Raw genomic sequence first — 25740 nt, forward strand, 5'->3', positions numbered from 1 at the left:
TATTTCGTTGATATTTGCATGCTAATCACAATAGGTACCCGGAGCAAGTTATCTACGCCAGATAGCCCATATTTTTAAGACGTTGCTGTTGCTCTTTACGCACTCTAAAGGCAAGAAGCTTAATTACACCAGTTTGAGTTTTGACTTTTGTAATGGTCAAACCTACGTAATTAACGAACTCGATAGATTGAATGTTTTCAGCGGGTACGTAATGTCGACGACCAGTCAGGCTAAAAAACGACAGTCCCTGATTGCACAATGTCACCCGTTTACGGCCTGCCAGGCTCATCAAAAAGTTTATTGCAAATGCAATGGTTACAACACTGGCTAAGGTGATCTGGAGTCTAGCCAGAAAAGACAGATTGAGTTCGGTGAAAAGTCCAGCCAGTGCTAGCAGTGCAATAACGAAAGCGCCAACGACGCAGTAAAAAGTAGTGTTCACTTCCAGTTTTAGTTCATTCATTATTTGTTCCTAATATGACAGATTCCCGAGAGGCTGGAAATTTAGGAGAAGAAAATGGAAGAATTATGAATACCCAAAATTAAAACTGATAATTGCGATTTTAGGGTTAAAGAGTGTGCCATTCATCAACCAAAGGGTTGATGAAACCGCACTGGCGATAAGCCTGATAGATAAAGTTACTTGCTTTTAATTTTGCCAAGCCTACCTTTAGCGCATCATAGGCCTGCTGACCAAGAGGGTGGTGCCTGGAAACTATAAAATGACGGCTATCCTGAAGGGCGACCTTTACTCCCTCAATAGCTTCTATCCTATAGCCCGTTCCTTCGTAGAAAAACGGGCGAGTATTGTTGAAGGAGACCAACATGACATCAACCCAGCCATTACTGACCAACTTAGCCATTGTGATCCAGTCATCCTCATGATGAAGCTGCTGAGGTGACAATGCTTTGAGTGTAACCCAGTCGACTAACCAGGCTTTGCTACTAACAACACTCACTTTGCTCAGATCTGTGGAAATTTTATTCCGAATAAGAGTTTTATTGGTATGTGATGTGTAGATCCCAGCAAAGTATCTTCCTTTTTCGATTATCGGCTCTGAAATTAATACATCATTGGCAATCATCTTGGCTTGAGTAAGCCAGATTGTATCAAAACTCATAAGCAGTAAGCCTGACTCCAATAACTTCAGGTTTCTGGCATCGTAATTGCCCAACGTAAAGTTAAAAGAGTGTTTAAATCCTCCTTCTTGTAGCGCACGTTGTGCGATGAGAAATTCAACCACGTCACGTTGGCATTTTGGGTGGTTGAATATTTCTGTGGTGAAGTCTGAAATGGACTGTCCCGCCAGAATTTCCTTCGCGTATTGATAAATATCTTCCTCTATAGAAATTGAGACACGAGCATGAGCAGACAGTGATAAGCCTAAAATAAGTAATATTTTCAGAACTAAGACTGTAAATAAGGGCATAGCGACTCCGGTGTTTTCTAAGAAAGTCTAGCTCAGGGGGCGTGAGTTGACGATTTTTAAAGTGACAACCTGGCATTTGTAGAATATGTTTGAATGCTAGATGTGATTATATGTCGACATTGGCAAGCAAGTGTCGAATGGATTAAATCCTGGTATCAGGTACCCTGATAACAGGATCATTGCTGACACTGGTAAAGGTCATCTCAATTACAAGGAACTAATTATTATGAAATTTGAACAACTATTGAACCACTTTGATATGGGAATATGTGTGGAGCAATTACAAAAAGAGTCCTTGTTGGATATTGCTCTGTTGTTTGTCAGTATTGATGGAAAAATTGAAACTGAGGAAATGAATATTGTCCGGGATTGGGCGAAAACTTTGCGCTGGAATTCAGCTATCTCATTACAAGATTACATGGATGATGCATTAGGTAAGTGCCTGGTAGCCATTAAACAAGAGCAGACTGAAAGCTACATTCAGCACAGGTTGAGTCATATTGTAGATAAACCAATGCGCGAATTAGCCGTATCAATTGCCCACAAAATCAGTGAAGCAAACGGTGAAGTGTGTGACAGTGAGAAGCGCGCATTGGCTATGCTGGAGAACGAGATATAGGGGAACCCCTATATCTATTGCAGCGCTGGGCGCTATTTTAATGCCTCAGCGACTTCCGCTATTTTTTGCCTTAACCAGATATGGCTGGCATCACGATGTAAAAGTGGGCTCCAAATCATATCTAACTCAAATGGCGGAATAGGGAAGGGGGGCTCAAGGATCGCCAGATTGGGATCGTCTCGGTATATATTGGCTGCTTTTGATGGCAAGGTCGCAATTAAGTTTTGCTCTTTTGCCAGGTGGATTGCAACGTGGTAATTACGTGTAAATGTTGCGATGTTGCGATGCTTTCCGAAGTGAGCCAGGGCTTCATCCACCCAACCCAGTTTTTGAACGTCAGCCGGATCCATACCGACCCCAACACCAAAGCCAGTCTTACTCACCCAGATGTGTCGTGCCTTTAAGTAGGCATCCAGATTGAAGTCTGCCCTTATTGGGTTGTCTGATTTGATCAAGCAACAAAAGCTATCTTTCCAAATGCGTTTGTGATGAAAAGACTGGGGCAGGTTTTCAAATCGGTTTATCGCCATATCGACCTTGCCATTCTCCACGTCATGGAAAGTAACATCACTGGGGGTGAGAATGTCGAGTGTGGTATCTGGGGCTTCCATGTGGAGTTTATTTAGCAGCTTAGGAGCCAGAGTGCTGGCTGCGTAGTCACTGGCCATAATCCGAAAGACCCGTTTACTTTGCCCGGGTTCAAACTCTCGATTTGGCGCCAGTGTCTCTTCTAATGTCATTAAAATGCCACGGATAACAGGCTGGAGCTCCAGTGCGCGCTCTGTGGGCACCATGCCTTCACTTGTCCGAACAAGAATGGGATCGTTAAACAAATTTCGAAGCCGCTTCAGGCCATTGCTCATTGCAGGTTGAGTAATGCTTAACTGGTTTGCTGCCCGAGTTACATTACATTCTCGTAATAGCGTATCCAGATAAACCAATAGGTTCAGATCAATTTTACTTATGTTCACTGTGTTCCTTTATTATTCTATATGTTGGTAGAAGCGTTGTGCGGCGGGGTAGGGATATATTTGTTTCACAACATGTGTTTTTACGTCCCGCTGAGCTTGCTGCCAATAATTCACCTTAAGCAATGATTCATGAGCGCTCTCAAACACCGCTCTGAGTTTAGGGTCTGTCAGTACAAATGTACACAATTGTTCGGGAAATACGTCATTTGGTGCTGCTGAAGGCTCTGATATGCCACTATATAAGTCTTCCAGTGAAGGTTTAGGCATAGATCTAAAATTCATATCGGTCAGGTATTGCACTTCGTCGTAATCATAAAATATCACTCTGTGGTGTTTGGTCACACCAAAGTTTTTCAGGAGCATGTCTCCCGGGAATATATTTACACTAAGCATTTCCTTGATAGCATGACCATAGTCTTCGATAACCTGTTTGGCGGTTTGCTCATCGGCCGTTTGCAGAAAAAGGTTCAGTGGTGTCATACGCCGCTCGATGTATAAATGCTTAATGACTACATAATCTCCTTCATCTCTCAAATTGTTAGCTATTGTTGCTTTGAGTTGATTCAGTAGTTCCGGAGAAAACTTCCTTTTAGGGATCACCACTTCTGAGTATTCGATGGTATCGGCCATGCGACCAACCCGGTCATGACTTTTAACCAATTGGTAGCGTGCCAGTACAGTATCCCTGCCGAAGGGTTTACTCTCAGAAAACACATCTTTTATTACTTTAAAGACAAAGGGAAAGTTGGGAAGGGTAAACACCATCATGACCATTCCTGGCGTGCCTGGCGCTACGGTAAAGATATCCTCGCTATGCTGAAGATGAAAGAGAAAGTCGCGATAGAACTCGGTCTTTCCCTGTTTGTGAAATCCAATGGCATTATATAGCTCCGCGGTTGTTTTGTTTGGCATTAGCTGCTGTAAAAATCCAACCATTGCAGACGGTGCCTGGGTTTCAACCAGAAAATATGCACGCGCAAAACCAAAAATGACACGCATTTGGGCACTTTTGGTCAACAGCGCATCGATATATATGCCACCTTGTGGGTGATGTAACAGCGCAATGATGAATGGCTGAACACCAGACTTTGAAACAACCCGACCAACGATATAAGCCCCTTTGTTACGATAAAAAGGCGCGGTGAGAATATCAAAGCGCAGCCCATGGTGACTGTGGTGGGTGCTCGGTGCCTGTTTAATGAAGGCTTTTACCAGCAGTCTAATATCTTGTTCCAGATCGCGAAAACCACACTGTAAATCCATATGCGAAATCATGCTGCGGATTGTGGGTTTGAGTCCGGAAACCACAGGAAAATAACTTCGGAATTCGGCTTCAATGGGTAAGGTTGTGGGCTTTTCAAGTGTGGTTGCGACAAAAATAAAGTCGTTTTTATAGTATCGACGATGAAACAATCTACAAAACACAGAGTTGTAAAATGTTTCAGCTAGTTCAGCCTGAGGGTGAAAGGAAAGTAACGCCGCATAGTACAGTTTTATCTGATGCCAGAGTGACTCGTCAGGGGGGCCTTGCGTGATTTGCTTTTTCAGTGCTTCGACTGTGTCGTTGACTCGGGTGTCGTATAAACTGATCCGCTGTTTACTGATCTGTTCAATCTCTCCCCATCTTTGTTGTGCAAATGCAGCAGGAGCTCGCGCCGTAATTTTTTGAAATAGCGCAAAGTGAGCATGGAACCCTGACAGAATGTATTCTGCAATTATTTGAACTTGGCAACTCATCGGACCTCCTAATCTGCGAGTTACTGTAGCGCACAAATGTCGCTCTCTCAAGTTCGAATGCTGTTGGGGTTGTACCAATTTGCTTCTTCAAATCGGACGAGTATTCAGTGAAACTGGTATTGCTTTTTCCGGGTGTAATACCAATCTATCCCTTCAAATTAAACATGTATTAAGTAAAATTAGTATGAGATGCAAGGGGTTACTCTAAACGTTTAAGGCGCTTTTCCAGTCTCGTAATTTCCTTATTTAGAATTTTGACTTCTTTAAGATATGCCGTGTTTATAGACTTTATATTGCGCTTTACTTCATTTAGTGTTTTAGCCCGTTCACCTTTTTCCATCATGCGCGAAACGCGTCTTTGCTCGTCCCGGGTTGCTTCATCCCTTTTTCTGCCCAATACAGCGGCTTGTTGTTTTTTAGCTCGCAGTGTTTTCTTCAACCTGAGAATAAGCTGTTGGCGTTCTATATTGTTGAGTGTCTTTGTATACTGGCCATCGGGAGGCGGAGCTTCAGGATTAGAATGGCTTAAAGTATGTTGTGTAGCGTTGGCTGCACACGGATGTTGACTGTATACAGTCGTTTCTCCCGTGACACACTTATAGTAGCTGAATGTTGTTTTGGCCGAGCTTATCATTGGCAACAATAGCCAAGACAAAATCATTAGTATCCTCATAGTGAAAGCTTCCCTGAAACCTGCAGTTACATTTCAAGATAGTAAAACTGTTCAATATCGCAAGTACTCGAATTGACGCCGTGCTAGTTTCCTGCCGGCGTCTGATTGAATTGCTTAAGCCGCTTAATACTCTGAATTAAAAAGGGCACGTCTAGCTTTTGATCTAAAGTGAATCCTTCTTTGGCAGATATTTGCTTGTAGCTGCCATCCTGTGCGATGAGAGTGATGCGATCTTTCTTGTACGCAATGAGCACGCCGCGAGAGTAGTTCACACCTTCATTAAGTGTATCTGTAGCAACATTGTTGCCCAACATACTCGCTGTCGCGAGCGTGTGACATTGAAAGTGTTCTGCGATTATCGTGGTCATCACGTCACTTAGTTGAATTAGTTCTGAGTGTCCGAAAAAAGCGGGAATATTGGTAATAAAACGTGTTGTTGTAACAATGTCTGAGCTGTCAGGTTCGACAACGACTATTGTTGCAGGAACATCTTCTGACAACTTAAAGTCTTGTTCTGCAAATGATATGTTCAGGTTTGCGTCACTGGGCTTACCAATAAATTCGAATTGGGGTATTCCCGTCACCGATAAAGTGAGGCGCGAGGACCAAACAGGGGGCTGCTCGTCAGCCCTGAGCGGCTTTTTGTAGTATGCAGGAAGGCCATAGATTAGGTTAAACCTGAAATCGTCAATGTTTGTAGGTGCCAGTAATTGATCTGAATGGTACCAGGTTGGATGCGCCAATAACTGTTCAGTGTGCACATTCAGTGCCTTCGCAATCACAATATTGACAGGAGGGCTTTGCGTAGGGCAAACATCCAATGAAGTTGGTGGATGATAGGTCACTTCATTGGGCACGACATTGAGCGATCTCGCCTGATTGTATTCTTGCATATCGAGTAGTTCATGCCTGGCAAGCAAAGTCTTGGCAGTGGTAGGGTAAGACAAGGGCAGTACATTGTCTTGCATTGTGATGTCGAAGTAACTATTTGCGTCCGCCCAGATGTGCATAATGTGACTGGTTGCAAAACAGGTGACCAGAATTGAGCTGGCCACTTTGGGGAAGGAGTAACCCTTCAGACGTTCAAGGTGACGCCACGCATGGTTACCGACAATAAGCTCAAAACCTAAGATCGAAGCAATAATAGCGATAACAATCAGGCTATTGATAGCCGGTGAGCCACTGATGGTTTTCCAGATAAGTGACAGTATCTCGGGTAACGCTTGAAGATTAAGGTGATAACCAAGTTGGAAATAAACAAAAGCATCAATGCACAGTACCGAGATCCCCAGTGTTGCAACACAGGCTGCCATACCCCGAATGTGTCTTGGGTAAGGGAAAATCAGGCTGAGGGGGAATATACTCAGTACAAATACACAGAAGGTGATAAAGCTGGTATGACTGAGCCAGGTGACCAACATATAGAGCCAGCCCAACGCCGTAGAAGGCGCTTTGTCTGCGGCCAGATAGCTTAAGGTAATGATTAATACTAAACCAATGTTGGCAAAGGTAAACCAGTGCCCCCAGCTCAACAGCTGACTGGCCTTTGACGAAAAAGGGCTGTGCGAAGAAAGGTTCATTCAGTTACTTTACCGACTGAGTCAACGCCTTGGCAAAATTTTCAGCAACCGCTTGTCTTTTCTGTTCTGGCACATGCTCTTTGATGATGTGCGTGATAGAATTTCCTAAACACATTAAGCTTAAATCGACGGTTGCCTGATTCTCTGTCAGTACGTTTAACAGTTGGTCGACAATTTGTTCTACTTGTTGGTTGGAATATTTTGACTGGATAGGCATCGGTTGGTTCAAATAAAAAGAGTTATAATTCTTTCTATTCTAACACCAGAGGCGTTAAAAACAAAGATGAGCATTGAGGTGAACAAGCTTGTTGTACACTATGTAGACAAGCAAGACGAAGAAACACAAATTCATTTGCGCGAAGATGAGATGCAGGTTAATGATCGGGTCGCGGTATTCATAGAGCAACTCCACCATGCTTATAATGGCAAACCTGGAAAGGGCTTCTGTGCCTTTGATCCCGACAAAGACAGCCGTGTTGCGTCGGCAATGCAAAGCTACCGTAATAACGAGCTGGCTTTTTGGCATCTGACGCAGCAGGCAACTGAAGTTCTTAAAGAAGAGCTGAACAAATATGCATTCAATGAAACCGGCTACCTGGTGTTTTGTCACTATCAGTATGTTGCCAGCGATTACTTATTGATAGCTATGATCAATATCAAAGAGCATTACTCGATTACCTCTGAGCTGGACCTGGCTGCATCAAGACATTTAGATATTTCGCGTATGCAGCTGGCTGCACGTGTAGACCTGACAGCCTGGGATACGCAAGCGGATGAAAATCGTTATATCTCGTTCATTAAAGGTCGTGCGGGCAGAAAGGTAGCGGATTTCTTTCTTGATTTTCTGGGCTGCGCCGAAGGCATTGATCCAAAACAGCAGTCGCAGACTATGCTGCATGCAGTAGAAGATTACCTGGCTGAACAACAGTTTGGGAAGGAAGAAAAAGACGCGATCCGCAAGGAGGTCTTTGATTATTGTAATGACTGTATCAACAGCGGCGAAGATGCTGATGTAGAGTCTTTGTCAGATACAGTGTCTAAGTCTTCGGATGTTCAGTTTGAGGACTTTTATAAGCAGCAGGGCTATGAACTGGAAGAGTCTTTTCCGCTAGATAAAAAAACCGTCACCACTATGGTTAAATTCTCTGGTCTTGGTGGTGGCGTCAGCGTGGGGTTCGAACGTAAGCACTTAGGAGAGCGAGTATTGTATGATCCGCAAAGTGATACTTTGACAATTAAAGGCGTGCCGCCGAACCTCAAAGATCAGCTGGAAAAGTTCTATCAGCAAGAAAGTGAGTAATAAGAAAGAGGGTTAACTCGTGTTAGCCCTCTTTAACATGTAGGAAATTTAGAGGCTGATATGTTTAGGATTTACCAGTGACAACAAACTGTGCCAGTTGAGTACCTAACTTGCCAGCTAGTTTGGTCATTGCATTACTTTTGGCGGTCTCTTTATAGCTTGAAGCTGCTTTTACTTTAGTATTAAAGTGTGCCTGCTCTTCACCGTCTTCCAGCACTACCAGATAGCTTTCCGCTACGCTGTAAAAGGTGCCGGTTTTTTCCATATTTTGCCAGTCTATAGTAAATTTGAGAGCAAAGTCGGCATCACCTGTGGTCACTTTTATTCCCTGTGAACTCAGTGCTTTTGCCAAAATATCGCGAACCTTGCGATGTGCCTGGCTATCGCCCTCAATGCTAAAGCTGATGTCGTTGATGATTGCATCCGCTTCAGCTTGCTTGTCCCGAACTGCTTCTGGCAAAGCAAGTGGTGCGGCTTGCAACTGCGTCAAATAGCGATTTTGCTTGCTGCGCTTGACCAAAAGTTCTTTAAGCGCCGCGGCCTGCTTTAATTGCTGGGATTTACTTCCTGTGGCTGCCAACCTGAACTGTGCAATGTCTCCATCGAGTGCGCGAATAGCAAGCTCCGTTTGCATTGCAGCTTCGGTGCGGTTGAAGGCGGCTAACGCAAAAACGGTTTGTCGATCTGCACTGACATATTCATCTTCAATTTTAACACCTTGCAAATGAATATCCGGCACCTTCGAATTGATAAGTTCATCAACATGAAACTGCATTGACTTTTCAGTTGCTGATTGTTCGATGCGTGTAGTGGCAGAAATTGTGACATTGAGCTGTTTTGCCAAAGCCAGTCGGGCTGCCTCCTGCGCCGCCAGTTTTGCCTGCTGCAAATCGCCTGTGTTTTGCGCGTTGCCAACACCGTAGATCATATAGCTTGAGCTTGGCATGGATGTGATCCATGCTGGCTTGGTGTCAACAGGGGGCTGGTTAGCATTATTCGCTCCACAGCCACTGATAATGGCTGTTGCTAGCAAGGTTGCGAGCAGGGGTTTAGAAGCCAAAGCGTGAGCGCTCTTGAAGCTTCTGAATTTTCTTCTGTCCATTCCATACCTCACGGTTTGTGGTCATATCAATCAATCTCAGGTCGACCTGATAGAAAGTCACGCGATCGCCGCCTTGCTGGTCAACGAAAGAGTTGATAGTGCCAGACAGGGCGTAATCAGCACCTTGCTCCTGGCCCATTTCATTTTGCGTCTCAAGGCTGGCGTTCAGCTCCTGGTCCTTCCTTTCGTCTCGGATCTCACGGCGAACATCTTTGTTAGCTACAAAGTCAGCCTGGCCGCTACGTAAAATTGAACGTTTTAAATCATTTAAAAAGGTATCAACTGCAATATGCTGATGCGATTTATTGCGGACTGACTGGATTATAATAGCAGGACGCGACCCTTCTTTTTGTAAGTGATCGTTAACCCATGGAAAGCTCAACATATCATTGATCATAGCCTCTGCAACCAATTGCGAGTCCTTGCCGTTCCACTTGTCAGAAAGGGCAACCTCTTGATTTGCATCTACTCTTTGCACTTTGGTTGAAGAGCAGCCTGTGACGGCTAAACTACATGCAACAACCAAAGGAGTTAGCTTTAAAAGTGTGGTTTTACAGTTCATAACAATTATTCCATTGTAAACAGGTTTGATGGTGCCGCGGGTTTTGCACTATCAATGAAAGTGCGAGTATGCCACAGCGTCATATTTTCGTTGATTTCTAATGTGTCAGATTGCTCAATGACTCTGCCGGAGCGCAGCTTCGTTTTGAGCGTAATATTGACTGTACCTTGTGTTACAGGCACTTGTGCCAGCTTAATATGTGATGGAAGTGACTGCCATTGTCGTAAGTCAGCACCTGCTGTCACTGCGTTGACAACGCTGGTTGCTAACTTAGCAAAGCCATCGAACGCTTGAAGACCTGTGCTCTGGATTGCTTTATGGGCGGTCATAGCTTTTACAACTTCTCTCGTTAGTGCTATCTGCATCTCTGTATTGGCATTTTTTAGTGCACTTTGTAAGGTCAGCAGGCTAACAGAGTGATAAGTGTCAAGCTCTGTTACTTTTTTGCCATCAAGCCAAAGCTCAGTTTTCTCTATTTTTTGTTCAAACGGCTCCAGGTATGTCACAGCAATGCGACTGCCGTGCTCCAGGGCATCAATTAAGCCAGCTGTCTTGGCGCTTTGCCAGAGTGAGTCGCCTAATGGCAGACGCTTAGTTAAAGCACCCATTGCAACATCACCCAAGTCACCGGTAGCATAATTTTGCATCATGTCGAATAAGCTGGTATCTGCATATAGCATCTGGAACCACCACATCTGCGCTCGTCGCTCAGCAGGCGTACCCCATAGTATTGGTGTCACAACGAGTGCCTTGGCACTGTGATCTGCTTTTAATAACAAATTAAACTCTTTGCGCTGCGGACCAATCCCCGCATTTTGCACCACAGTAAGGAGAGGGCCAGATTTCTTTGTTTTGCTAATGCTGTTTCCCCACTTTTTTTCAAGTGCGTTAAGCTCATTGCCATAACCACCCGCCTTACGCATGACTCGAGCCAGATCAGAATAAGCCTGCAGTGTTACGGTGTTGTTTAAGTCGTACTGTTCAACAAAGCCTTGCTCAAAAGCTGTGGCGGCTCTTTGATACTGGATGCGGGCAGCATCTAACTCGTTACTGCTTTCGTACAGAATGCCACTGATATAGTGAGCAAAAGCATCATCTTTGTAGTCAATGTTTTTTAGCAAGTCGTTCGGTGCCAGAAGCGGCTGTAAAATACGCATGACGCTGTCGGTGAGCCCGTCACCGCTTGGCTCGCCATCATAGCCACCCGTTTCGTCGGTTAGTGTCGACAAATAGGTATCGAGTTGGCGCATTTCAACCAAAGCAGCGTCCAAATAGTATTGTCTCTGAGTTGGATGCTTGTTTGCCAGAGCATTGTAGTTTAACGCTTTAAACACGTTAATCATCGGACGATGGAATTCTTTGCCTGCAAACGTGGTGTAAGTCGGTCCGCTCAGTAGCGCCAACGCTTGCTCAGAGACGCTAACAGTATATTGCTCTTCGATGATGGCTTTGGCTTTGTCGAGGTTGTCATTGCTCAGCTCATATTGTTGCTCGAGGTGATACAATGTTCCCAATTCCAGATAGCGTAACAGCTTGTTTTTGCCTGTTGCTGAGTAGGTCGTTTCAATTGTCGTTTTGGCTTGACCAAATTGACCATTCTGAGCAAGAAGTATTGCATTTTTGTTGGCGGGTGTTGAATTACATCCTGTCAGAACCACTATCAGGGTCACTGTTAACCAAGCTCGATAATGCAGGGGACGGAGAAGTGATAGCATTACGCTTCCTTTGCTTGTCATAAAGTTTACGGTGACTATACCAAAAAAGTTGGATATATTTGCACTAACTTAAAGATTATTTTGCTTTTTTTGAAGCTGAATATTGTAAGAAATCGTTCTTACAATTTATTACTGTAAAGCAGTCAGGCTTTTGTTAAATTTAAATCATCGCTTAGGCAATCAATAGCTCGAAGGACAATATCATGAAGATCAAACCGCTTATTACTACTATGCTCGTTGCAGGGATGTTAACAGCCTGTAGCTCGACTGGAGAAAAAACTGCTTCCGAGTCGAAGATTAATATACCCGACTGGGTATTAAACCCTGCCGTTGAAAATGGCATTGCTGCTGCGGATTGCGTTAAGTTTTCTGGCAATATCTCGATTGACCAGAAAATGGCTGTTGCGAATGCAAGGCTTGCTTTAGCTCAACAAATTGAAACACGTATTGAGGGGCTAGACAAAACCTTCTCTAATCGCACTGATGCCAATGACGAAACGACTGTTGGTGCAACTTTTAGCTCTGTTTCCAAGCAACTTACTAAGCAAACTCTAAACGGTTCACGCGTTATTAAAGCTGATGTTGTAGAGATTGGTGGCAAAGACTACTTTTGCGCGCTAACGACACTCTCACCGGCTCTGACAAAAAGCTTGTTTAAAGATCTGGTAAAAGAAAGTAAGAAGCAGATTAATCCACAGGATGAACAATTCTTGTATCAAGAATTTAAAGCGTTTAAAGCTGAAAAAGATCTGGAAAAAGAAATCGCCAGATTAACAAACTAATAGAGAGCGCGCCTGCTGGCGCGCTATTCATTGACAGGAGTTGGGCTGTGAAAAACATACTTGCATTGACGATTGCATCTCAGTTTGCAGCCGCGGCAGCGGTCGCTAGTACATCTAGTTTGTTTAATGAACTGGAAGCGGCAATGCAAACCTATGACACCAGCGCCCAGGAGCAAACGGAATTTGAGCGTTACAAGGCGCAGCACTTGCAAGAGTTCAACGACTATGTTGAGCAACATTTTGCGGAGTTTGATGCGTTTCGCGACAAGCTGATCCAGCAGTGGGGTGAGGCTAAAGTTTCCAGTCAAAGCCAGTTTGTCAGTTACTCTGACGATAACCGCGAGCGGTTAGAAGTAGACTTTGAGAATGATGAAATAATTCTCAGTGTTCGCCACCATGCGGGCACTCATGTGTCAGAGCAGGAGATTTCTCGGGCCATAGAAAGGTTTCGTCAATCCGAAGGGATGCTGTTTCAGTCTTTTCTCAGCGGTGAATCATTGACAGATGGTGTGACTCACAGAGAGCAAGTCGCTATAGATAATGGACTGCGTGTAAAATCTATCATTGCGGCTAAAGCACAGATCAAGCAACAAACACAGGAACAGAAACAATTAGCAGAGCAGCAGGCCGATGCAGCTCTGGCATTGCAGTCTGAACCACAATTGGTGGAGGCCGCAAGTAAAGAGTTAGCGACAAAAAAAGCCGAACTTGATGAACTGGCCACTAAGCGCATAAAAAACCTAACAAAATCTGTCAGACAGATCTCAAAGACTGAGCCTCAGCAAGTGACTCAGGTGCGGATCAAAATGCCGAAAAACGGCTTGGCACACAAACGTGCATCAGACTATCAAGGTCAAATAGCAAAACAAAGCGAACGCTTTGAAATCGATACCAGCCTGGTGCTGGCTGTCATGCATACCGAGAGCCATTTTAATCCTCTGGCGAAATCACATATACCGGCATTTGGTTTAATGCAGATAGTGCCTACCAGCGCAGGCGTAGACGTCAATCGCTATTTGTACAAGTTAGACGAGCCAATGAGCCCGCCTTATCTCTATATTGTGGACAATAACATTGAAGCAGGCACGGCTTATTTACATCTTCTGAATAATCGTTATCTTAGCGCCATCAAAGATCCATTAAGCCGTAAGTATTGTATGATTGCAGCCTACAATACGGGAGCAGGGAACGTCGCCAGTGTATTTAATGCTGATGGCTCGCGCAATATTAAGCGCGCAGCAAGAGTGATTAACTCTTTGTCCCCAGAGCGTGTGCTGGAAGCGCTACAGCAAGGTTTACCTTACAGTGAAACTCGTCGCTATCTGAAAAAAGTCTTGGCGACGGAAAAACTATATATTTAACTCAAAAGACGAAGTACCAGAATAAACTGCTCTGGTATTTCGTTATATTGAAAAGCTTCCCTTTTTATCACTATCGCCTCCTTTAAGCCCAACTACGGAAACTGTTTCCTGTCTTAAGATACAGTCGCCTCTGTGTTTATAAAGCTTTCTATTCCTGGTCATGTATCACGATGCACAATCTCTATATGATGGCCACTCTACAAATTAGGCGGTACTCCCTATGAGAGTGTGTACCGGACCTGTATTTGATATGTCCTTTAGTGCTATATCCCTCTATATGTGGAGGGCGTCGCAGGATTTGCTATCCGGTGTGTCGAGATTTGCTTACTTTGGACTAAGGTTTCAAGTAGCTACGTTTCATCGTAATCTATAAGCATATTTCTGCTGAACGATGAGAGTTACAGACATTAAAAAGGGCCGCACAGGCGACCCTTTTTTCGTGTAGCTAACGCTTATTCATAGCTAGCTGGCGACGCCATTGCTGAACTTGCACGCGCTGTAGGAGACTTGGAACCGGAGCCCTGGCCGCTGTCACTTACCTTTTCGCGCATAGAGTCAGGCATAGCCGTTACTGAAATGCTGATATCGGCACTATCATCAGCCGTCGCTTTTGTCATTGGTGCTTCGGCGACGTATTGATAACGAGAGCGGACAGCTTTTGTCTGCGCTGTAGCTTGTTTAGCTTGCACTTCAGTAGCAGGGGCTTGTTCAGCCTGTACTTCAGCCGGTGCTTCAGTCGCAGGGGCTTGTTCAGCCTCTACTTCAGCCGGTGCTTCAGTTGCAGGAGCTTGTTCAGCCTGTACTTCAGCCGGTGCTTCAGTAGCAGGAGCTTGTTCAGCCTGTACTTCAGCCGGTACTTCAGTAGCAGGAGCTTGTTCAGCCTGTACTTCAGCCGGTGCTTCAGTAGCAGGAGCTTGTTCAGCCTGTACTTCAGCCGGTGCTTCAGTAGCAGGAGCTTGTTCAGCCTGTACTTCAGCCGGTGCTTCAGTAGCAGGAGCTTGTTCAGCCTGTACTTCAGCCGGTGCTTCAGTAGCAGGAGCTTGTTCAGCCTGAACTTCAGCCGGTGTTTCAGTAGCAGGAGCTTGTTCAGCCTGCACTTCAGCCGGAGCTTCAGTTACAGGAGCTTGTTCAGCCTGCACTTCAGCCGGAGCTTCAGTTACAGGAGCTTGTTCAGCCTGCACTTCAGCCGGAGCTTCAGTTACAGGAGCTTGTTCAGCCTGCACTTCAGCCGATGCTTCAGTAGCAGGGGCTTGTTGAATTTCCTCAGAAACTGCAACTTGTGCCTTTGCTGTAGCGCTCATCTCGGCTTCGAACTCAGCGGCGGCTTGATCCGCAACAGGTACAAATGCAGGTGTTGCATCCTTAGCTTCATTGCGCTTGCGCTTTTGACCGGCAGCTCTCAGGTGGCGCGGAGAGCGACGAGAGCGAGTGCGAGGTTGTTCACGTTGCTCTTTATCTTCTTCGCTTGACTCCTCAACTTTTTCGTTGTGTTGAGTTTGCTCAATTACTTCTTCCGCAATTTTTTTGTCAGCTTGTACCTTAGCTTCCATCTCTTGAGCTGCAGCATCTTCAGCGGCATTTGTTGTACCTTGATCCAAAGCTTGCTCAGGCTTCTGCACAGAGTTATCAGCGACTACAGGTTGTGCATCAGTGGTCTGAGTGTTGACTTGCTCACCCTCTACACGCACTTTCTTTTTCAAGTTACGACGTTGGCGACGTGGCTTAACCGATTTTTCCTGGCTTGCCTGTTCTGCGTTGTCCTGTTTTTGCTCGGTATTTTGCTCATGGCTTTGCTTTGCTTTATCCGAGTCATTACGACGACGCTGGTTCTGGCGGCGACGCTTATTACGGCCTTCGCTACGCTCCTGATTATCGTTCTGCTCATCTTTGCGTGTTTTAGCATCGCTGTTGTCTTGTTCAGCCTTACGATTATCATTGCGTTCGTCGTTACGGCGGTCATTACGGTTGCGATTCTTACGGCGCTGTTGATTACGACGGCGATTATCCTGACGCTGACGAGGTTGTTGCTTAGGCTGCTCTTCTTTTTGCTCTTCTTCAGAGCCAAACAAGCCTTTGAGCCATTTACCGATACGACTCAACAAGCCAGCTTCTTCCTCAACTTGCTTTTGTACTTGAGGTTGTTTAGCTGCTTCGGCTGGTTGTGGGGCAGGTGCCGGCGCAGTGGGCATGGCAACGCCTTTTAGAACCGGTTCTTCTTTGGCCACAGGCGCGGCAATTGGTGTTGCGACAACTTCAACTTCTGGCGTTACAACCTGATCGTAGCTAACACTCTCAGGCACATCATCCTTACGCAGGCGTACCACGTCATAATGCGGCGTTTCCATGTGTTGGTTAGGGATGATCACAACGTCACAGTTGTGGCGTTTTTCAATGCGTTGTACAGCTCGGCGCTTTTCATTCAACAGATAAGAGCCTACTTTAACTGGCACTTGTGCATTGACCTGTGCTGTATTCTCTTTTATCGCTTCTTCTTCAATCAGGCGAAGAATAGAGAGCGCAATCGATTCGTTCGAGCGAATAGTCCCTTGCCCATCACAACGTGGACATGTGTGTTGACTCGCTTCACCCAATGAAGGGCGCAAGCGCTGGCGTGACATTTCGAGCAAACCGAATCGCGAAATTTTGCCAATCTGCACACGAGCGCGGTCTGCGCGTACCGCATCTTTCAGGCGGTTCTCTACTTCGCGTTGATGACGCGGAGGCGTCATATCTATGAAGTCGATAACAATCAGACCACCTAGGTCACGTAAACGCAATTGACGGGCAATTTCGTCTGCGGCTTCCAGGTTAGTGTTTAACGCTGTTTCCTCAATATCGCCACCTTTGGTTGCCTTTGAGGAGTTGATATCAATAGAAGTAAGCGCTTCGGTTGGGTCAATGACAATCGAACCGCCAGAAGGCAAACGTACTTCACGTTGGAAAGCTGATTCAATCTGGCTCTCTATTTGATAGTGCGTGAACAGCGGAACATCATTTTGATAGAGTTTAACACGATTGATGAAGTCAGGGCGGAAGCGCTCAATGTGAGCTTTCGCTTCTTCAAATACGCGCGCTTTATCTATCAGGATCTCACCGATATCGCGGCGCAAATAATCACGGATGGCGCGGAAGATAACGTTACTTTCCTGATGGATTAAGAACGGTGCCTTACCACTGTCTGCGGCATTCTGGATTGCTTCCCAGTGTACTAGCAACGCTTTCAGGTCATATTCGAGTTCTTCAAAAGATTTACCTACGCCTGCTGTACGCACAATCAGGCCCATGCCTTTTGGCAGATTTAGGCGGCTCAACGCTTCTTTCAGTTCGATACGCTCATCGCCTTCGATACGGCGAGAAATACCGCCTGCACGAGGGTTATTTGGCATCAGTACCAGGTAGCTGCCGGCGACACTGATAAAGGTGGTCAGTGCTGCGCCTTTTTGGCCTCGTTCCTCTTTATCAACCTGAACAATGACTTCCTGACCTTCTTTGATCACATCTTTGATGTTTGGGCGACCGTTGAACGTGTAGCCTGAAGGAAAGTAAGTTTTGGCAATTTCTTTGAGAGGAAGGAAACCATGGCGCTCAGCACCATAATCAACAAAAGCGGCTTCTAGGGAAGGTTCTATACGGGTGATTTTACCTTTATAAATATTGGCTTTTTTCTGTTCATGACCAGGGCTCTCGATGTCTAAATCGTACAGTCGCTGGCCGTCAACCAGTGCAACGCGCATTTCTTCTTGCTGCGTCGCATTGATCAGCATACGTTTCATATTTTTACTCTACTTAATTTTTACACTTTGCCTGTGCTTGTTAGTTCAGGGGTTCAGTGTTCCTATTTTTATAATGCAGTCTCACGACTGGGAGACGGGAACAATCATTTACTTCCGCATATAACGCTTATGCCGCACTGCTTTATAAGTGGCGGGTTACTGAGTTCTTCACTCAATTGCGGATGTCGCACGGGCCTGAACCTATCCCGACTAAATTACACAAGACATTAATAATTATTGCTTTTAATTTCGGTTATTTAGCTGTGTTTAATCAGTACCATGAACTATTACACGCTTCATTTCAGATTAAACGCACGTATTTGTCACTGGGCTGGGTCGATAAAGCTGTGGAAATCTCAGCTCTAATCTGTATGATCCTCCACCCAAGATGTGCATCACAGCGGCATCAATGCGATAAAAAGCACGCTCGCAAAGATAGGCGGGCCGATTATCCCACTAATACCGGCGTGATAGCAACTAAATTATTACTCAATTCAGTGATTAGGCAATGTCAGAAAAAACCGGCTTAAAGGTAAGTTTTGTAACCATAACAGAAGACCAACTCGGTCAGCGCATAGATAATTTTTTGCTTACCCACCTTAAAGGGGTACCAAAGAGTGCAATCTACAAAATTCTTCGCAAAGGGGAGGTCAGGGTTAACAAAAAACGGATCAAGCCAGTTTACAAGCTACAGCTGAATGATGAAGTGCGTATTCCGCCGGTAAAAGTCGCTGAGAAGTCAGAATTTGTGCCAAAAAACCTGGATAAAGTCGCAGGGTTGGAAGACGCGATTCTATATGAAGATAAATACCTGATTGTAATGAATAAGCCATCAGGTATGGCGGTCCATGGCGGGAGTGGTTTGAGCTATGGGCTAATTGAGGCTATCCGGGCCTTACGCCCTGAAGAAAGGAACCTGGAGTTAGTACACAGACTGGATCGTGATACGTCTGGCTGTTTGTTAATCTCAAAGCGTCGCGCAATCTTAAAAGGCCTACACGAGCAGCTCAGAGAAAAAACCATGGAAAAGAATTACTGGGCACTGGTGTGTGGTGAGTGGTCTGCAAAGCATAAAAATGTCACAGAACCTTTGCGTAAAAATACCCTGCAATCTGGCGAGCGGGTGGTACGAGTTGATCACGAAGAAGGCAAGGCCTCACATACGCGCTTTCGGGTACTGGAACGTTTTGAGGGGGCGACGTTAGTGCAGGCATCACCTGTCACGGGGCGTACTCACCAGATCCGAGTACATACGCAATGCAAAGGCCATCCAATCGCCTGCGATGATAAATATGGTGACCAGGTGTTCGACAGCAGAATGCGCCAGATGGGCTTAGGGCGGTTATTCCTGCATGCCCGGGAGCTTAGGTTTATTCATCCAAAGCATGAAACAACACTGCACGTTGAAGCGCCATTAGACAAAGCGCTGGAGCACTGCTTGAATAAGCTAAGGGGTAATAATGACGCGTAAGCTGGTTATATTCGACTGGGATGGTACTGTGATGGACACAGTACCAAAAATTGTTAATACCATACGCAAAGTGGCGATAGCCCACGGCCTTGAACCTATCTCTGATGAAGCGTCCAAGTCAATAATCGGCTTGTCGTTAGAAAAGGCCATGGCCACTTTGTTCCCAGAACAACAAGATAACTCTGCTGACTTAGCACTGACTTATAAACGTTTATATAAAGAAGACACAACCCCGGCAGTGGTCTTTACAGGAGTCGAGGCATTGCTGGCTGCGCTCAAAAATGACGGGTATTTACTGGCTGTCGCGACTGGAAAGAGTCGGGTTGGCCTGGATAACTTACTGGCACAAAGTGGTTTGCGTGGTTATTTTAATATTACCAAAACGGCGGATGACGCAAACTCGAAGCCAGATCCGGACATGCTGCAACAGATTTTACGTGAGCTCGATATCAGCCCAGAGCAGGCCATCATGATTGGCGATACCGCAATTGATATGCAGTTGGCCAAAAATGCGAATGTACCTGCCGTCGCAGTAACGCTCGGCGCAGCCAGTGCAGCGCAACTTGAGAAATACGCGCCGCTGGCAGTGTGCGAAAGCTATGCTCAGCTTCAGGCGTTTTTATTGCCCGAGCACGTCAACGCCGAATTCTGCCAATGACTTGGTCAGTTCAATCAGAGGGAGTCCAATTAATGTATTGGGATCGTCTCCCTCAAGCTTATCGAACAGGCATATCCCCAGTCCTTCACTTTTAAAGCTGCCTGCACAATTGAGCGGTTGCTCTTTTGCTACATAGTGCGCAATCTGAGCGTCTGTTAATTGTCGAAAATGGACTTTAAACGGCACGACTTTAGTAACAGATCTCTGTGTCTCAAGCTCATAGACGCACAATCCGGTGAGAAACGTGACCACCTGGCCGCTGAATTGTTTAAGCTGTGCGTGGGCATTTTCCTCGGTGTGAGGTTTGCCGAGGATCTTGCCGTCAAATAAAGCGACCTGATCTGAGCCAATCACTAATCCACTGCTATAATGTTGATGCGCGACGCGCGCTTTACTGTCGCTTAATCTGGCAACCAGCTCAGCAGGCGCTTCTGCAGGCAAACTTGATTCATCAATGTCAGGCGAGAAACTCTCAAATGGCAGGCATAATTTTGCTAAGATTTGCTGCCTAAATGGCGAGCTGGAAGCTAATATAAGTGGTGATTTCATAAGTACTGTCACTGCGTTGTAGAAAATTCTCCATAGGATAATCACAACGTGGTTAAAAACAATATGAAAGTTTAATTTTGCTTTGACTAAAGCACTAACTATCTATATGATGCAGCCCCTATGCAAAAGGTGAAAATTCCCATCACCATTGATCCTTGCAAAGCGGCACAGCGCCGGGCCAGTTATGACGGTGTGATAGCGCTTGAAGAACTTTCTCGTTTGCAGCAAGTTGTGCAAGATCAAGTAGGTGAAATAGCGGTAACTATTCGTTGTGAAACAGACCAGCAAGGTTTGGTTGTGGTACGTGGAAACGTACAAGCCAAAGTCACCGTGTTGTGTCAGCGTTGCAACGATGAATTAGGGTTGGATTTGGAACAAGACTTTGCGTATTCGCCAGTCGGATTAGGTGCAGAGTCGGAAGAACTCCCTGAGTGCTATGATGTTGTGGAGTTGGATGAAGAAGGTGAGATTAATCTGCGGCAAATTGTCGAAGATGAGTTGATACTGGCGATTCCTATCGTTCCTAAGCATACAGAAGCATCCTGTTCTTTTTCTGATAAGCCAGTTAGCTTTGGTGATATAGAAGAACAAGAGAGCAAACCAAATCCATTTGAAATTTTAAAACAACTTAAGAAAGATTCTTAGGAGATAGGCTAATGGCGGTACAAAAAAGTAAAGTGTCACGTTCACGTCGTGGCATGCGTCGTTCACACGATGCTATTAACGGTCCTACACTAACAGTAGATCAAGTTTCTGGTGAGACTCACCGTCGTCACCACGTAACTGCTGACGGTTACTACAAAGGCGAAAAAGTAATTTCTAAGTAAGAGATTACTTATGCACGCTGATCTAACCATAGCGTTAGATATGATGGGGGGCGATTACGGCCCCCGTTCATCAATTCCTGCTGCAATCGCTGCAGTTGAAAAACATCCTCGCTTAATCCTGCTATTATGTGGCAATCGCTCCGTTTTGGAAGATGCGCTCGAAAAAGCTAATGCGCTTTCTCACCCACGTCTGATCGTTAAACACTGTGATGAAGTGGTGACCAATACTTGTGATCCTGCTCAGGCTCTACGTAATAAACGAAACTCTTCTATGCGAGTTGCATTGGACCTGGTCAAAGCCGGTCAGGCACAAGCTTGTGTGAGCTCGGGTAATACGGGCGCGTTATTATCGATGGCGCACTATGTATTGAAAATGCTTCCAGGTATAAAGCGACCTGCACTGATCACCTCAGTACCCACTGAAAAGAAACAACCCGTGTATCTGCTGGATCTTGGTGCCAATGTACAATGTGATCCTGAAACGCTGTTACAGTTTGCCATTATGGGGTCGATTGTTGCAGGCGCCGCACTTAAACTCGACAAGCCCAAAGTCCACTTGCTCAACATCGGCCTCGAAGATATAAAAGGTCATGATGGTATTAAACAAGCCGCTAAGCTTATGCAAGGTTGCAAAGTGATCAATTATCAGGGGTATTGCGAGGGGAGTGATATATTTTCAGGGAAATCAGACGTCATTGTATGTGAGGGTTTTGTTGGCAATGTCGCATTGAAAACTTGTGAAGGAATTGCCAAACTTATCATGTTTAAGTTCACAAAAGCGTTGAAAAAACATCTTTTTTACCGGTGTCTGGCGTTTTTACTCAGGCCCGTCATAAAAAAACTGTATAAACGTGTGAACCCCGACCAGTATAACGGCGCAAGTCTGGTAGGATTGCGCGGTATTGTAGTGAAAAGTCACGGAAATGCGTCGAAGAAGGCATTTATGGCAGCGATTGAAGAAGCGGCCAGAGAGATCGATAGACGTATTCCAGATAAAATCCAGGCGACCTTTGAAGAAATGGCGCCGGTTGAAGAGACATCTGCCAGATCCTAGTTTCATCCAAATAGTGTGGCTAAGGAAAAGGCAGAATATAGAAATCAAAAGAGCACACTATGTCACAAAAGATTGCTTTACTATTCCCAGGCCAGGGCTCTCAGAGCGTAGGCATGTTGTCGGAATTATTAGAAACTTCTCAAGTTGTTCAGGATACATTTGCAGAAGCTTCTGCTGCTTTGGGGTATGACCTGGCAAAGTTAGTATTAGACGGCCCTGAAAGCGAATTAAATGAAACACATCGTACCCAGCCTGCATTGCTTACTGCCAGTGTGGCAATTTTCCGTCACTGGCAGAGCGAGCAGGTCGATGCAGAGTTAGTCCTAGCTGGGCACAGTCTGGGCGAATACTCAGCCCTGGTATGTGCAGGCGTATTAGATCTGTCTACAGCCGTTAAATTGGTTGAGAAGCGCGGTCTGTATATGCAACAAGCGGTACCGGCAGGTACGGGATCTATGGCTGCAATCATCGGCCTGGATGACGATACAATTGCGAAGATTTGTGAGGAGCAATCGGAGCAACAGGTCGTAGCACCGGTCAATTTCAACTCACCGGGCCAGGTGGTCATTGCTGGTCATAAAGAAGCAGTAGAACGTGCCTCCGAAGCTTGTAAAGAGGCGGGAGCAAAACGCGCGTTGCCGCTGGCAGTTAGTGTACCTTCTCACTGTGCGTTAATGAAACCGGCTGCCGATCAACTGGCAGCGGATCTTGCAAAAATCGAGTTCTCAGCACCAAACTTTTCAGTGATTAATAATGTTGACGTTGTGGCACAAGAAAGTGGCGAAGCGATTAAAGACGCGCTTATTCGCCAATTATATAGCCCAGTTCGCTGGACAGAGACGGTTCAGCAATTAGCAAAAGATGGGGTCACGCAAGCTTATGAGTTTGGCCCGGGTAAAGTACTGACCGGTCTGACTAAGCGAATTGATAAATCTGTTGCATGTAGCGCAGTGAACGACGTTGCTTCTCTGACATCTGCAAAGTAAATAACGGAAATTAAGATGACAAACTTATTTGATTTAACAGGTAAAGTAGTACTTGTTACAGGCGCAAGCCGTGGTATCGGTAAAGCCATTGCAAATGCTATGGTTGCACAAGGCGCAAAGGTAGCGGGCACCGCAACAAGTGAGTCAGGTGCAGAAAAAATTTCTGATTACCTGGGCGAAAATGGCAAAGGGTACAAGCTGAATGTAACCGACGCGGATTCTATTGAAGCTACTCTGCAGGCAATTAAGCAAGATTTGGGCGATGTGGATGTTTTGGTTAACAACGCGGGCATTACCCGTGACAACCTGTTGATGCGCATGAAGGACCAGGAATGGGATGATATCCTCGATACAAACCTGAGCTCAATTTTCCGTTTGTCTAAGGCGGTTTTGCGTCCTATGATGAAGAAAAAATCGGGCCGTATCATTAATATCGGTTCTGTTGTTGGCACTATGGGTAATGCTGGCCAGGCAAACTATGCAGCCGCTAAAGCGGGCGTGATTGGCTTTTCGAAGTCCATGGCACGCGAGGTCGCATCACGTGGTATCACCGTGAATGTTATCGCACCTGGTTTTATCCAAACAGACATGACTGATGAGCTAACTGACGAGCAAAAGGCGGCAACGCTCGCGAACGTGCCGGCAGGACGCCTTGGAAAGCCAGAAGAGATCGCAGCGGCGGCAGTTTACCTTGCATCAGACGCTGGTGCTTATGTTTCAGGCGAAACTTTGCACGTAAATGGCGCTATGTACATGGTGTAACAATTGTGCGCAAGGTTGAAGTTTTTGTGATCTTGCGGCAATCTGACTTGAAATTGCTATTAAAATAGGCGATAAAAGTACAAAATATTTAGTAACAGGTTTGACCAGAAAAAAAAGTCATGGTCAATCCTTGAATCACAGTATGATGCGCCGTAAACTACGCCGCAATCTGAAATTAACGCGATAGCGTTTAAATAAAGGAAAGAAGAATGAGCGACATCCAAGAACGCGTAAAAAAAATCATCGTTGAGCAACTAGGTGTTAAAGAAGAAGAAGTAAAATCAGAAGCGTCTTTCGTAGACGATCTGGGTGCTGACTCTCTTGACACTGTTGAGCTGGTAATGGCTCTGGAAGAAGAGTTCGACACTGAAATCCCTGATGAAGAAGCTGAGAAAATCACTACTGTTCAGGCAGCGATCGACTACGTTACTGCTCACGCTGAGTAATTAGCGACTTTAAATTAGGGCAGCGTTCGCTGCCCTGATTCTTTATCCCCCCATCATTTCGAAAATCCCTTTTGGAGGAAACCGTGGCTAAACGTCGAGTCGTAGTAACTGGCTTAGGTATGTTGACGCCGCTAGGTAATGACGTAGAGTCAACCTGGCAGGGCTTGTTAGAAGGCCGAAGTGGTATTCGCAATATCACACACTTTGACACTACTCAGTTCGGTACCAAATTTGCGGGTCTGGTCAATGATTTTGACGAGACTCAATACATGTCAAAGAAAGATGCCAAGAAAATGGACTTGTTCATTCAGTACGGTATCGCGGCGGGCGTACAGGCGCTTAAAGATTCCGGGTTGGAAATCACAGAAGAAAATGCCAAACGCGTTGGTGTCGCTGTGGGGTCTGGGATCGGGGGCCTGACGCTGATTGAAGAAAACCATGTGAAGCTGCTCAACAGTGGCCCACGTAAGCTGTCTCCTTTTTATGTACCTTCGACCATCATTAATATGATCTCGGGTCACTTGTCTATCATGCACGGCCTGCAAGGTCCGAATATTTCTATCGTAACAGCATGTACGACAGGCCTGCACAACATCGGCCATGCGGCACGTATGATTGCCTACGGTGATGCGGATGCTATGGTTGCCGGTGGAGCAGAGAAAGCGTCGACGCCAATTGGTATGGGTGGCTTTAGTGCAGCGCGTGCTTTATCGACACGCAATGATGATCCACAAGCGGCGTCGCGCCCTTGGGATAAAGATCGTGATGGCTTCGTCCTGGCCGATGGTGCAGGTGTGATTGTGCTGGAAGAGTACGAACACGCGAAAGCACGTGGCGCAAAAATCTATGCTGAACTAGTTGGTTTTGGCATGAGTGGTGATGCATATCATATGACATCACCGCCTGAAGATGGCGCGGGTGCTGCGCTGGCGATGGAAAATGCCCTGCAAGATGCGGGTGTAAACGCTGAACAGGTCGGTTACATTAATGCCCATGGTACGTCTACATCGGCGGGCGACAAGGCAGAAACTTCGGCAGTGAAATCTATCTTCGGAGATGCTGCGAAAGATGTGATGGTCAGCTCATCTAAGTCGATGATGGGTCATCTGTTGGGTGCAGCGGGTTCTGTAGAGTCTATCATTAGTATCTTGTCACTACAGCACCAAAAGGTCACGCCAACTATTAACCTGGATAACCCGGATGAAGGGTGCGATCTGGATTACGTACCACATACGGCACGTGATGCTAAGTTAGACTATGCGCTATGTAACTCATTTGGGTTTGGCGGCACAAACGGCTCTTTGCTGTTTAAGAAAGTCTGATAGCTAACTCAGTGTAGAAACCCGGCATTGCCGGGTTTTTTTATGCCCATATGGCACCGT

Annotated in this window: 25 protein-coding genes; 13 read left to right on the forward strand and 12 right to left on the reverse strand. The window is 45.7% G+C overall.

Annotated features, from left to right (window positions below; all coding sequences use genetic code 11):
• Window positions 1-52: 52 nt before the first annotated feature.
• Both ELR70_RS11960 and ELR70_RS11965 read right to left on the reverse strand, forming a co-directional pair.
• Window positions 53-463 carry a hypothetical protein gene (locus tag ELR70_RS11960; RefSeq protein ID WP_054013990.1) on the reverse strand — a complete coding sequence of 137 codons (411 nt, stop codon included), beginning with the start codon at window positions 461-463 and terminating at the stop codon, window positions 53-55.
• A gap of 106 nt (window positions 464-569) precedes the next feature.
• Complete coding sequence (locus ELR70_RS11965) at window positions 570-1430, reverse strand: hypothetical protein (RefSeq protein WP_054013989.1); 861 nt, start codon at window positions 1428-1430, stop codon at window positions 570-572.
• Between the two features lie 226 nt (window positions 1431-1656).
• Between ELR70_RS11965 and ELR70_RS11970 the strand changes: the two genes are divergently transcribed.
• Window positions 1657-2049, forward strand: a complete 393-nt coding sequence (locus ELR70_RS11970) for a hypothetical protein (RefSeq protein ID WP_054013988.1) — start codon at window positions 1657-1659, stop codon at window positions 2047-2049.
• A 32-nt stretch (window positions 2050-2081) separates the two neighbouring features.
• Here the strand turns inward: ELR70_RS11970 and ELR70_RS11975 are convergent, their stop codons facing one another.
• The 5 genes from ELR70_RS11975 to ELR70_RS11995 all read right to left on the reverse strand — a co-directional run bounded on the left by ELR70_RS11975 (window position 2082) and on the right by ELR70_RS11995 (window position 7227).
• Window positions 2082-3020, reverse strand: a complete 939-nt coding sequence (locus ELR70_RS11975; protein ID WP_054013987.1) for a LysR family transcriptional regulator — start codon at window positions 3018-3020, stop codon at window positions 2082-2084.
• A gap of 12 nt (window positions 3021-3032) precedes the next feature.
• Complete coding sequence (gene aceK, locus ELR70_RS11980) at window positions 3033-4757, reverse strand: bifunctional isocitrate dehydrogenase kinase/phosphatase (protein WP_054013986.1); 1725 nt, start codon at window positions 4755-4757, stop codon at window positions 3033-3035.
• Between the two features lie 199 nt (window positions 4758-4956).
• Window positions 4957-5418 carry a DUF4124 domain-containing protein gene (locus ELR70_RS11985; protein WP_235577051.1) on the reverse strand — a complete coding sequence of 154 codons (462 nt, stop codon included), beginning with the start codon at window positions 5416-5418 and terminating at the stop codon, window positions 4957-4959.
• Window positions 5419-5513: 95 nt separating this feature from the next.
• Window positions 5514-7010 (reverse strand): DUF3413 domain-containing protein, encoded by a 1497-nt coding sequence (locus tag ELR70_RS11990; protein ID WP_054013984.1) that lies wholly within the window; start codon window positions 7008-7010, stop codon window positions 5514-5516.
• A 4-nt stretch (window positions 7011-7014) separates the two neighbouring features.
• A complete protein-coding gene (locus ELR70_RS11995; RefSeq protein ID WP_054013983.1) occupies window positions 7015-7227 on the reverse strand; it encodes a DUF1414 domain-containing protein in 213 nt (70 codons plus the stop codon).
• Between the two features lie 66 nt (window positions 7228-7293).
• Here ELR70_RS11995 and yejK point away from each other — a divergent pair, with 66 nt between their 5' ends.
• A complete protein-coding gene (yejK, locus tag ELR70_RS12000; RefSeq protein WP_054013982.1) occupies window positions 7294-8310 on the forward strand; it encodes a nucleoid-associated protein YejK in 1017 nt (338 codons plus the stop codon).
• Window positions 8311-8374: 64 nt separating this feature from the next.
• Here yejK and ELR70_RS12005 read toward each other — a convergent pair whose 3' ends face one another.
• The 3 genes from ELR70_RS12005 to ELR70_RS12015 are packed head-to-tail and all read right to left on the reverse strand — an operon-like array spanning window position 8375 to window position 11689.
• On the reverse strand, window positions 8375-9370 hold the full coding sequence (locus tag ELR70_RS12005; protein ID WP_054013981.1) for an LPP20 family lipoprotein: 996 nt from the start codon (window positions 9368-9370) through the stop codon (window positions 8375-8377).
• Complete coding sequence (locus ELR70_RS12010) at window positions 9360-9974, reverse strand: penicillin-binding protein activator LpoB (RefSeq protein WP_054013980.1); 615 nt, start codon at window positions 9972-9974, stop codon at window positions 9360-9362. The genes ELR70_RS12005 and ELR70_RS12010 overlap by 11 nt, the downstream gene beginning before the upstream one ends.
• Before the next feature lie 5 nt (window positions 9975-9979).
• A complete protein-coding gene (locus ELR70_RS12015; protein WP_054013979.1) occupies window positions 9980-11689 on the reverse strand; it encodes a hypothetical protein in 1710 nt (569 codons plus the stop codon).
• A 203-nt stretch (window positions 11690-11892) separates the two neighbouring features.
• Here ELR70_RS12015 and ELR70_RS12020 point away from each other — a divergent pair, with 203 nt between their 5' ends.
• Window positions 11893-12471 carry an LPP20 family lipoprotein gene (locus ELR70_RS12020; RefSeq protein WP_054013978.1) on the forward strand — a complete coding sequence of 193 codons (579 nt, stop codon included), beginning with the start codon at window positions 11893-11895 and terminating at the stop codon, window positions 12469-12471.
• Window positions 12472-12518: 47 nt separating this feature from the next.
• The gene (locus tag ELR70_RS12025) at window positions 12519-13832 is read left to right on the forward strand and encodes a murein transglycosylase domain-containing protein (RefSeq protein ID WP_054013977.1); all 1314 of its coding nucleotides are present in this window, start codon (window positions 12519-12521) and stop codon (window positions 13830-13832) included.
• A 452-nt stretch (window positions 13833-14284) separates the two neighbouring features.
• On the opposite strand, the gene rne is transcribed toward ELR70_RS12025, so the two are convergent.
• Complete coding sequence (rne, locus tag ELR70_RS12030; RefSeq protein ID WP_128064584.1) at window positions 14285-17605, reverse strand: ribonuclease E; 3321 nt, start codon at window positions 17603-17605, stop codon at window positions 14285-14287.
• Between the two features lie 508 nt (window positions 17606-18113).
• Here rne and rluC point away from each other — a divergent pair.
• Entirely contained in the window at window positions 18114-19076 is a 963-nt protein-coding gene (gene rluC, locus ELR70_RS12035) for a 23S rRNA pseudouridine(955/2504/2580) synthase RluC (RefSeq protein ID WP_054013976.1), read from the forward strand.
• Window positions 19066-19734, forward strand: a complete 669-nt coding sequence (locus tag ELR70_RS12040) for an HAD-IIIA family hydrolase (protein WP_054013975.1) — start codon at window positions 19066-19068, stop codon at window positions 19732-19734. Before rluC ends, ELR70_RS12040 begins: the two co-directional genes overlap by 11 nt.
• Here the strand turns inward: ELR70_RS12040 and ELR70_RS12045 are convergent.
• The gene (locus tag ELR70_RS12045; protein ID WP_054013974.1) at window positions 19696-20283 is read right to left on the reverse strand and encodes a nucleoside triphosphate pyrophosphatase; all 588 of its coding nucleotides are present in this window, start codon (window positions 20281-20283) and stop codon (window positions 19696-19698) included. The two genes, ELR70_RS12040 and ELR70_RS12045, sit on opposite strands and share 39 nt — an antisense overlap.
• Window positions 20284-20403: 120 nt before the next feature.
• Here ELR70_RS12045 and yceD point away from each other — a divergent pair, with 120 nt between their 5' ends.
• The 7 genes from yceD to fabF all read left to right on the forward strand — a co-directional run bounded on the left by yceD (window position 20404) and on the right by fabF (window position 25680).
• Entirely contained in the window at window positions 20404-20928 is a 525-nt protein-coding gene (gene yceD, locus ELR70_RS12050; RefSeq protein WP_054013973.1) for a 23S rRNA accumulation protein YceD, read from the forward strand.
• Between the two features lie 11 nt (window positions 20929-20939).
• Window positions 20940-21110: a 50S ribosomal protein L32 gene (gene rpmF / locus ELR70_RS12055; protein WP_010382129.1), complete on the forward strand. Its 171-nt coding sequence runs from the start codon at window positions 20940-20942 to the stop codon at window positions 21108-21110.
• Between the two features lie 10 nt (window positions 21111-21120).
• On the forward strand, window positions 21121-22164 hold the full coding sequence (plsX, locus tag ELR70_RS12060) for a phosphate acyltransferase PlsX (RefSeq protein ID WP_054013972.1): 1044 nt from the start codon (window positions 21121-21123) through the stop codon (window positions 22162-22164).
• 59 nt (window positions 22165-22223) lie between these two features.
• A complete protein-coding gene (gene fabD / locus ELR70_RS12065) occupies window positions 22224-23150 on the forward strand; it encodes an ACP S-malonyltransferase (RefSeq protein WP_054013971.1) in 927 nt (308 codons plus the stop codon).
• 15 nt (window positions 23151-23165) lie between these two features.
• Window positions 23166-23912: a 3-oxoacyl-ACP reductase FabG gene (gene fabG, locus ELR70_RS12070; protein WP_054013970.1), complete on the forward strand. Its 747-nt coding sequence runs from the start codon at window positions 23166-23168 to the stop codon at window positions 23910-23912.
• Window positions 23913-24121: 209 nt separating this feature from the next.
• The gene (gene acpP / locus ELR70_RS12075) at window positions 24122-24358 is read left to right on the forward strand and encodes an acyl carrier protein (protein WP_010374019.1); all 237 of its coding nucleotides are present in this window, start codon (window positions 24122-24124) and stop codon (window positions 24356-24358) included.
• 83 nt (window positions 24359-24441) lie between these two features.
• Window positions 24442-25680, forward strand: coding sequence for a beta-ketoacyl-ACP synthase II (fabF, locus tag ELR70_RS12080; RefSeq protein WP_054013969.1), 1239 nt, complete (start codon window positions 24442-24444; stop codon window positions 25678-25680).
• The last annotated feature ends 60 nt before the right edge of the window (window positions 25681-25740 follow it).

Origin of the sequence: Pseudoalteromonas sp. R3 (assembly GCF_004014715.1) — a bacterium.
In the GTDB taxonomy this organism is placed as follows: Bacteria; Pseudomonadota; Gammaproteobacteria; order Enterobacterales; family Alteromonadaceae; genus Pseudoalteromonas.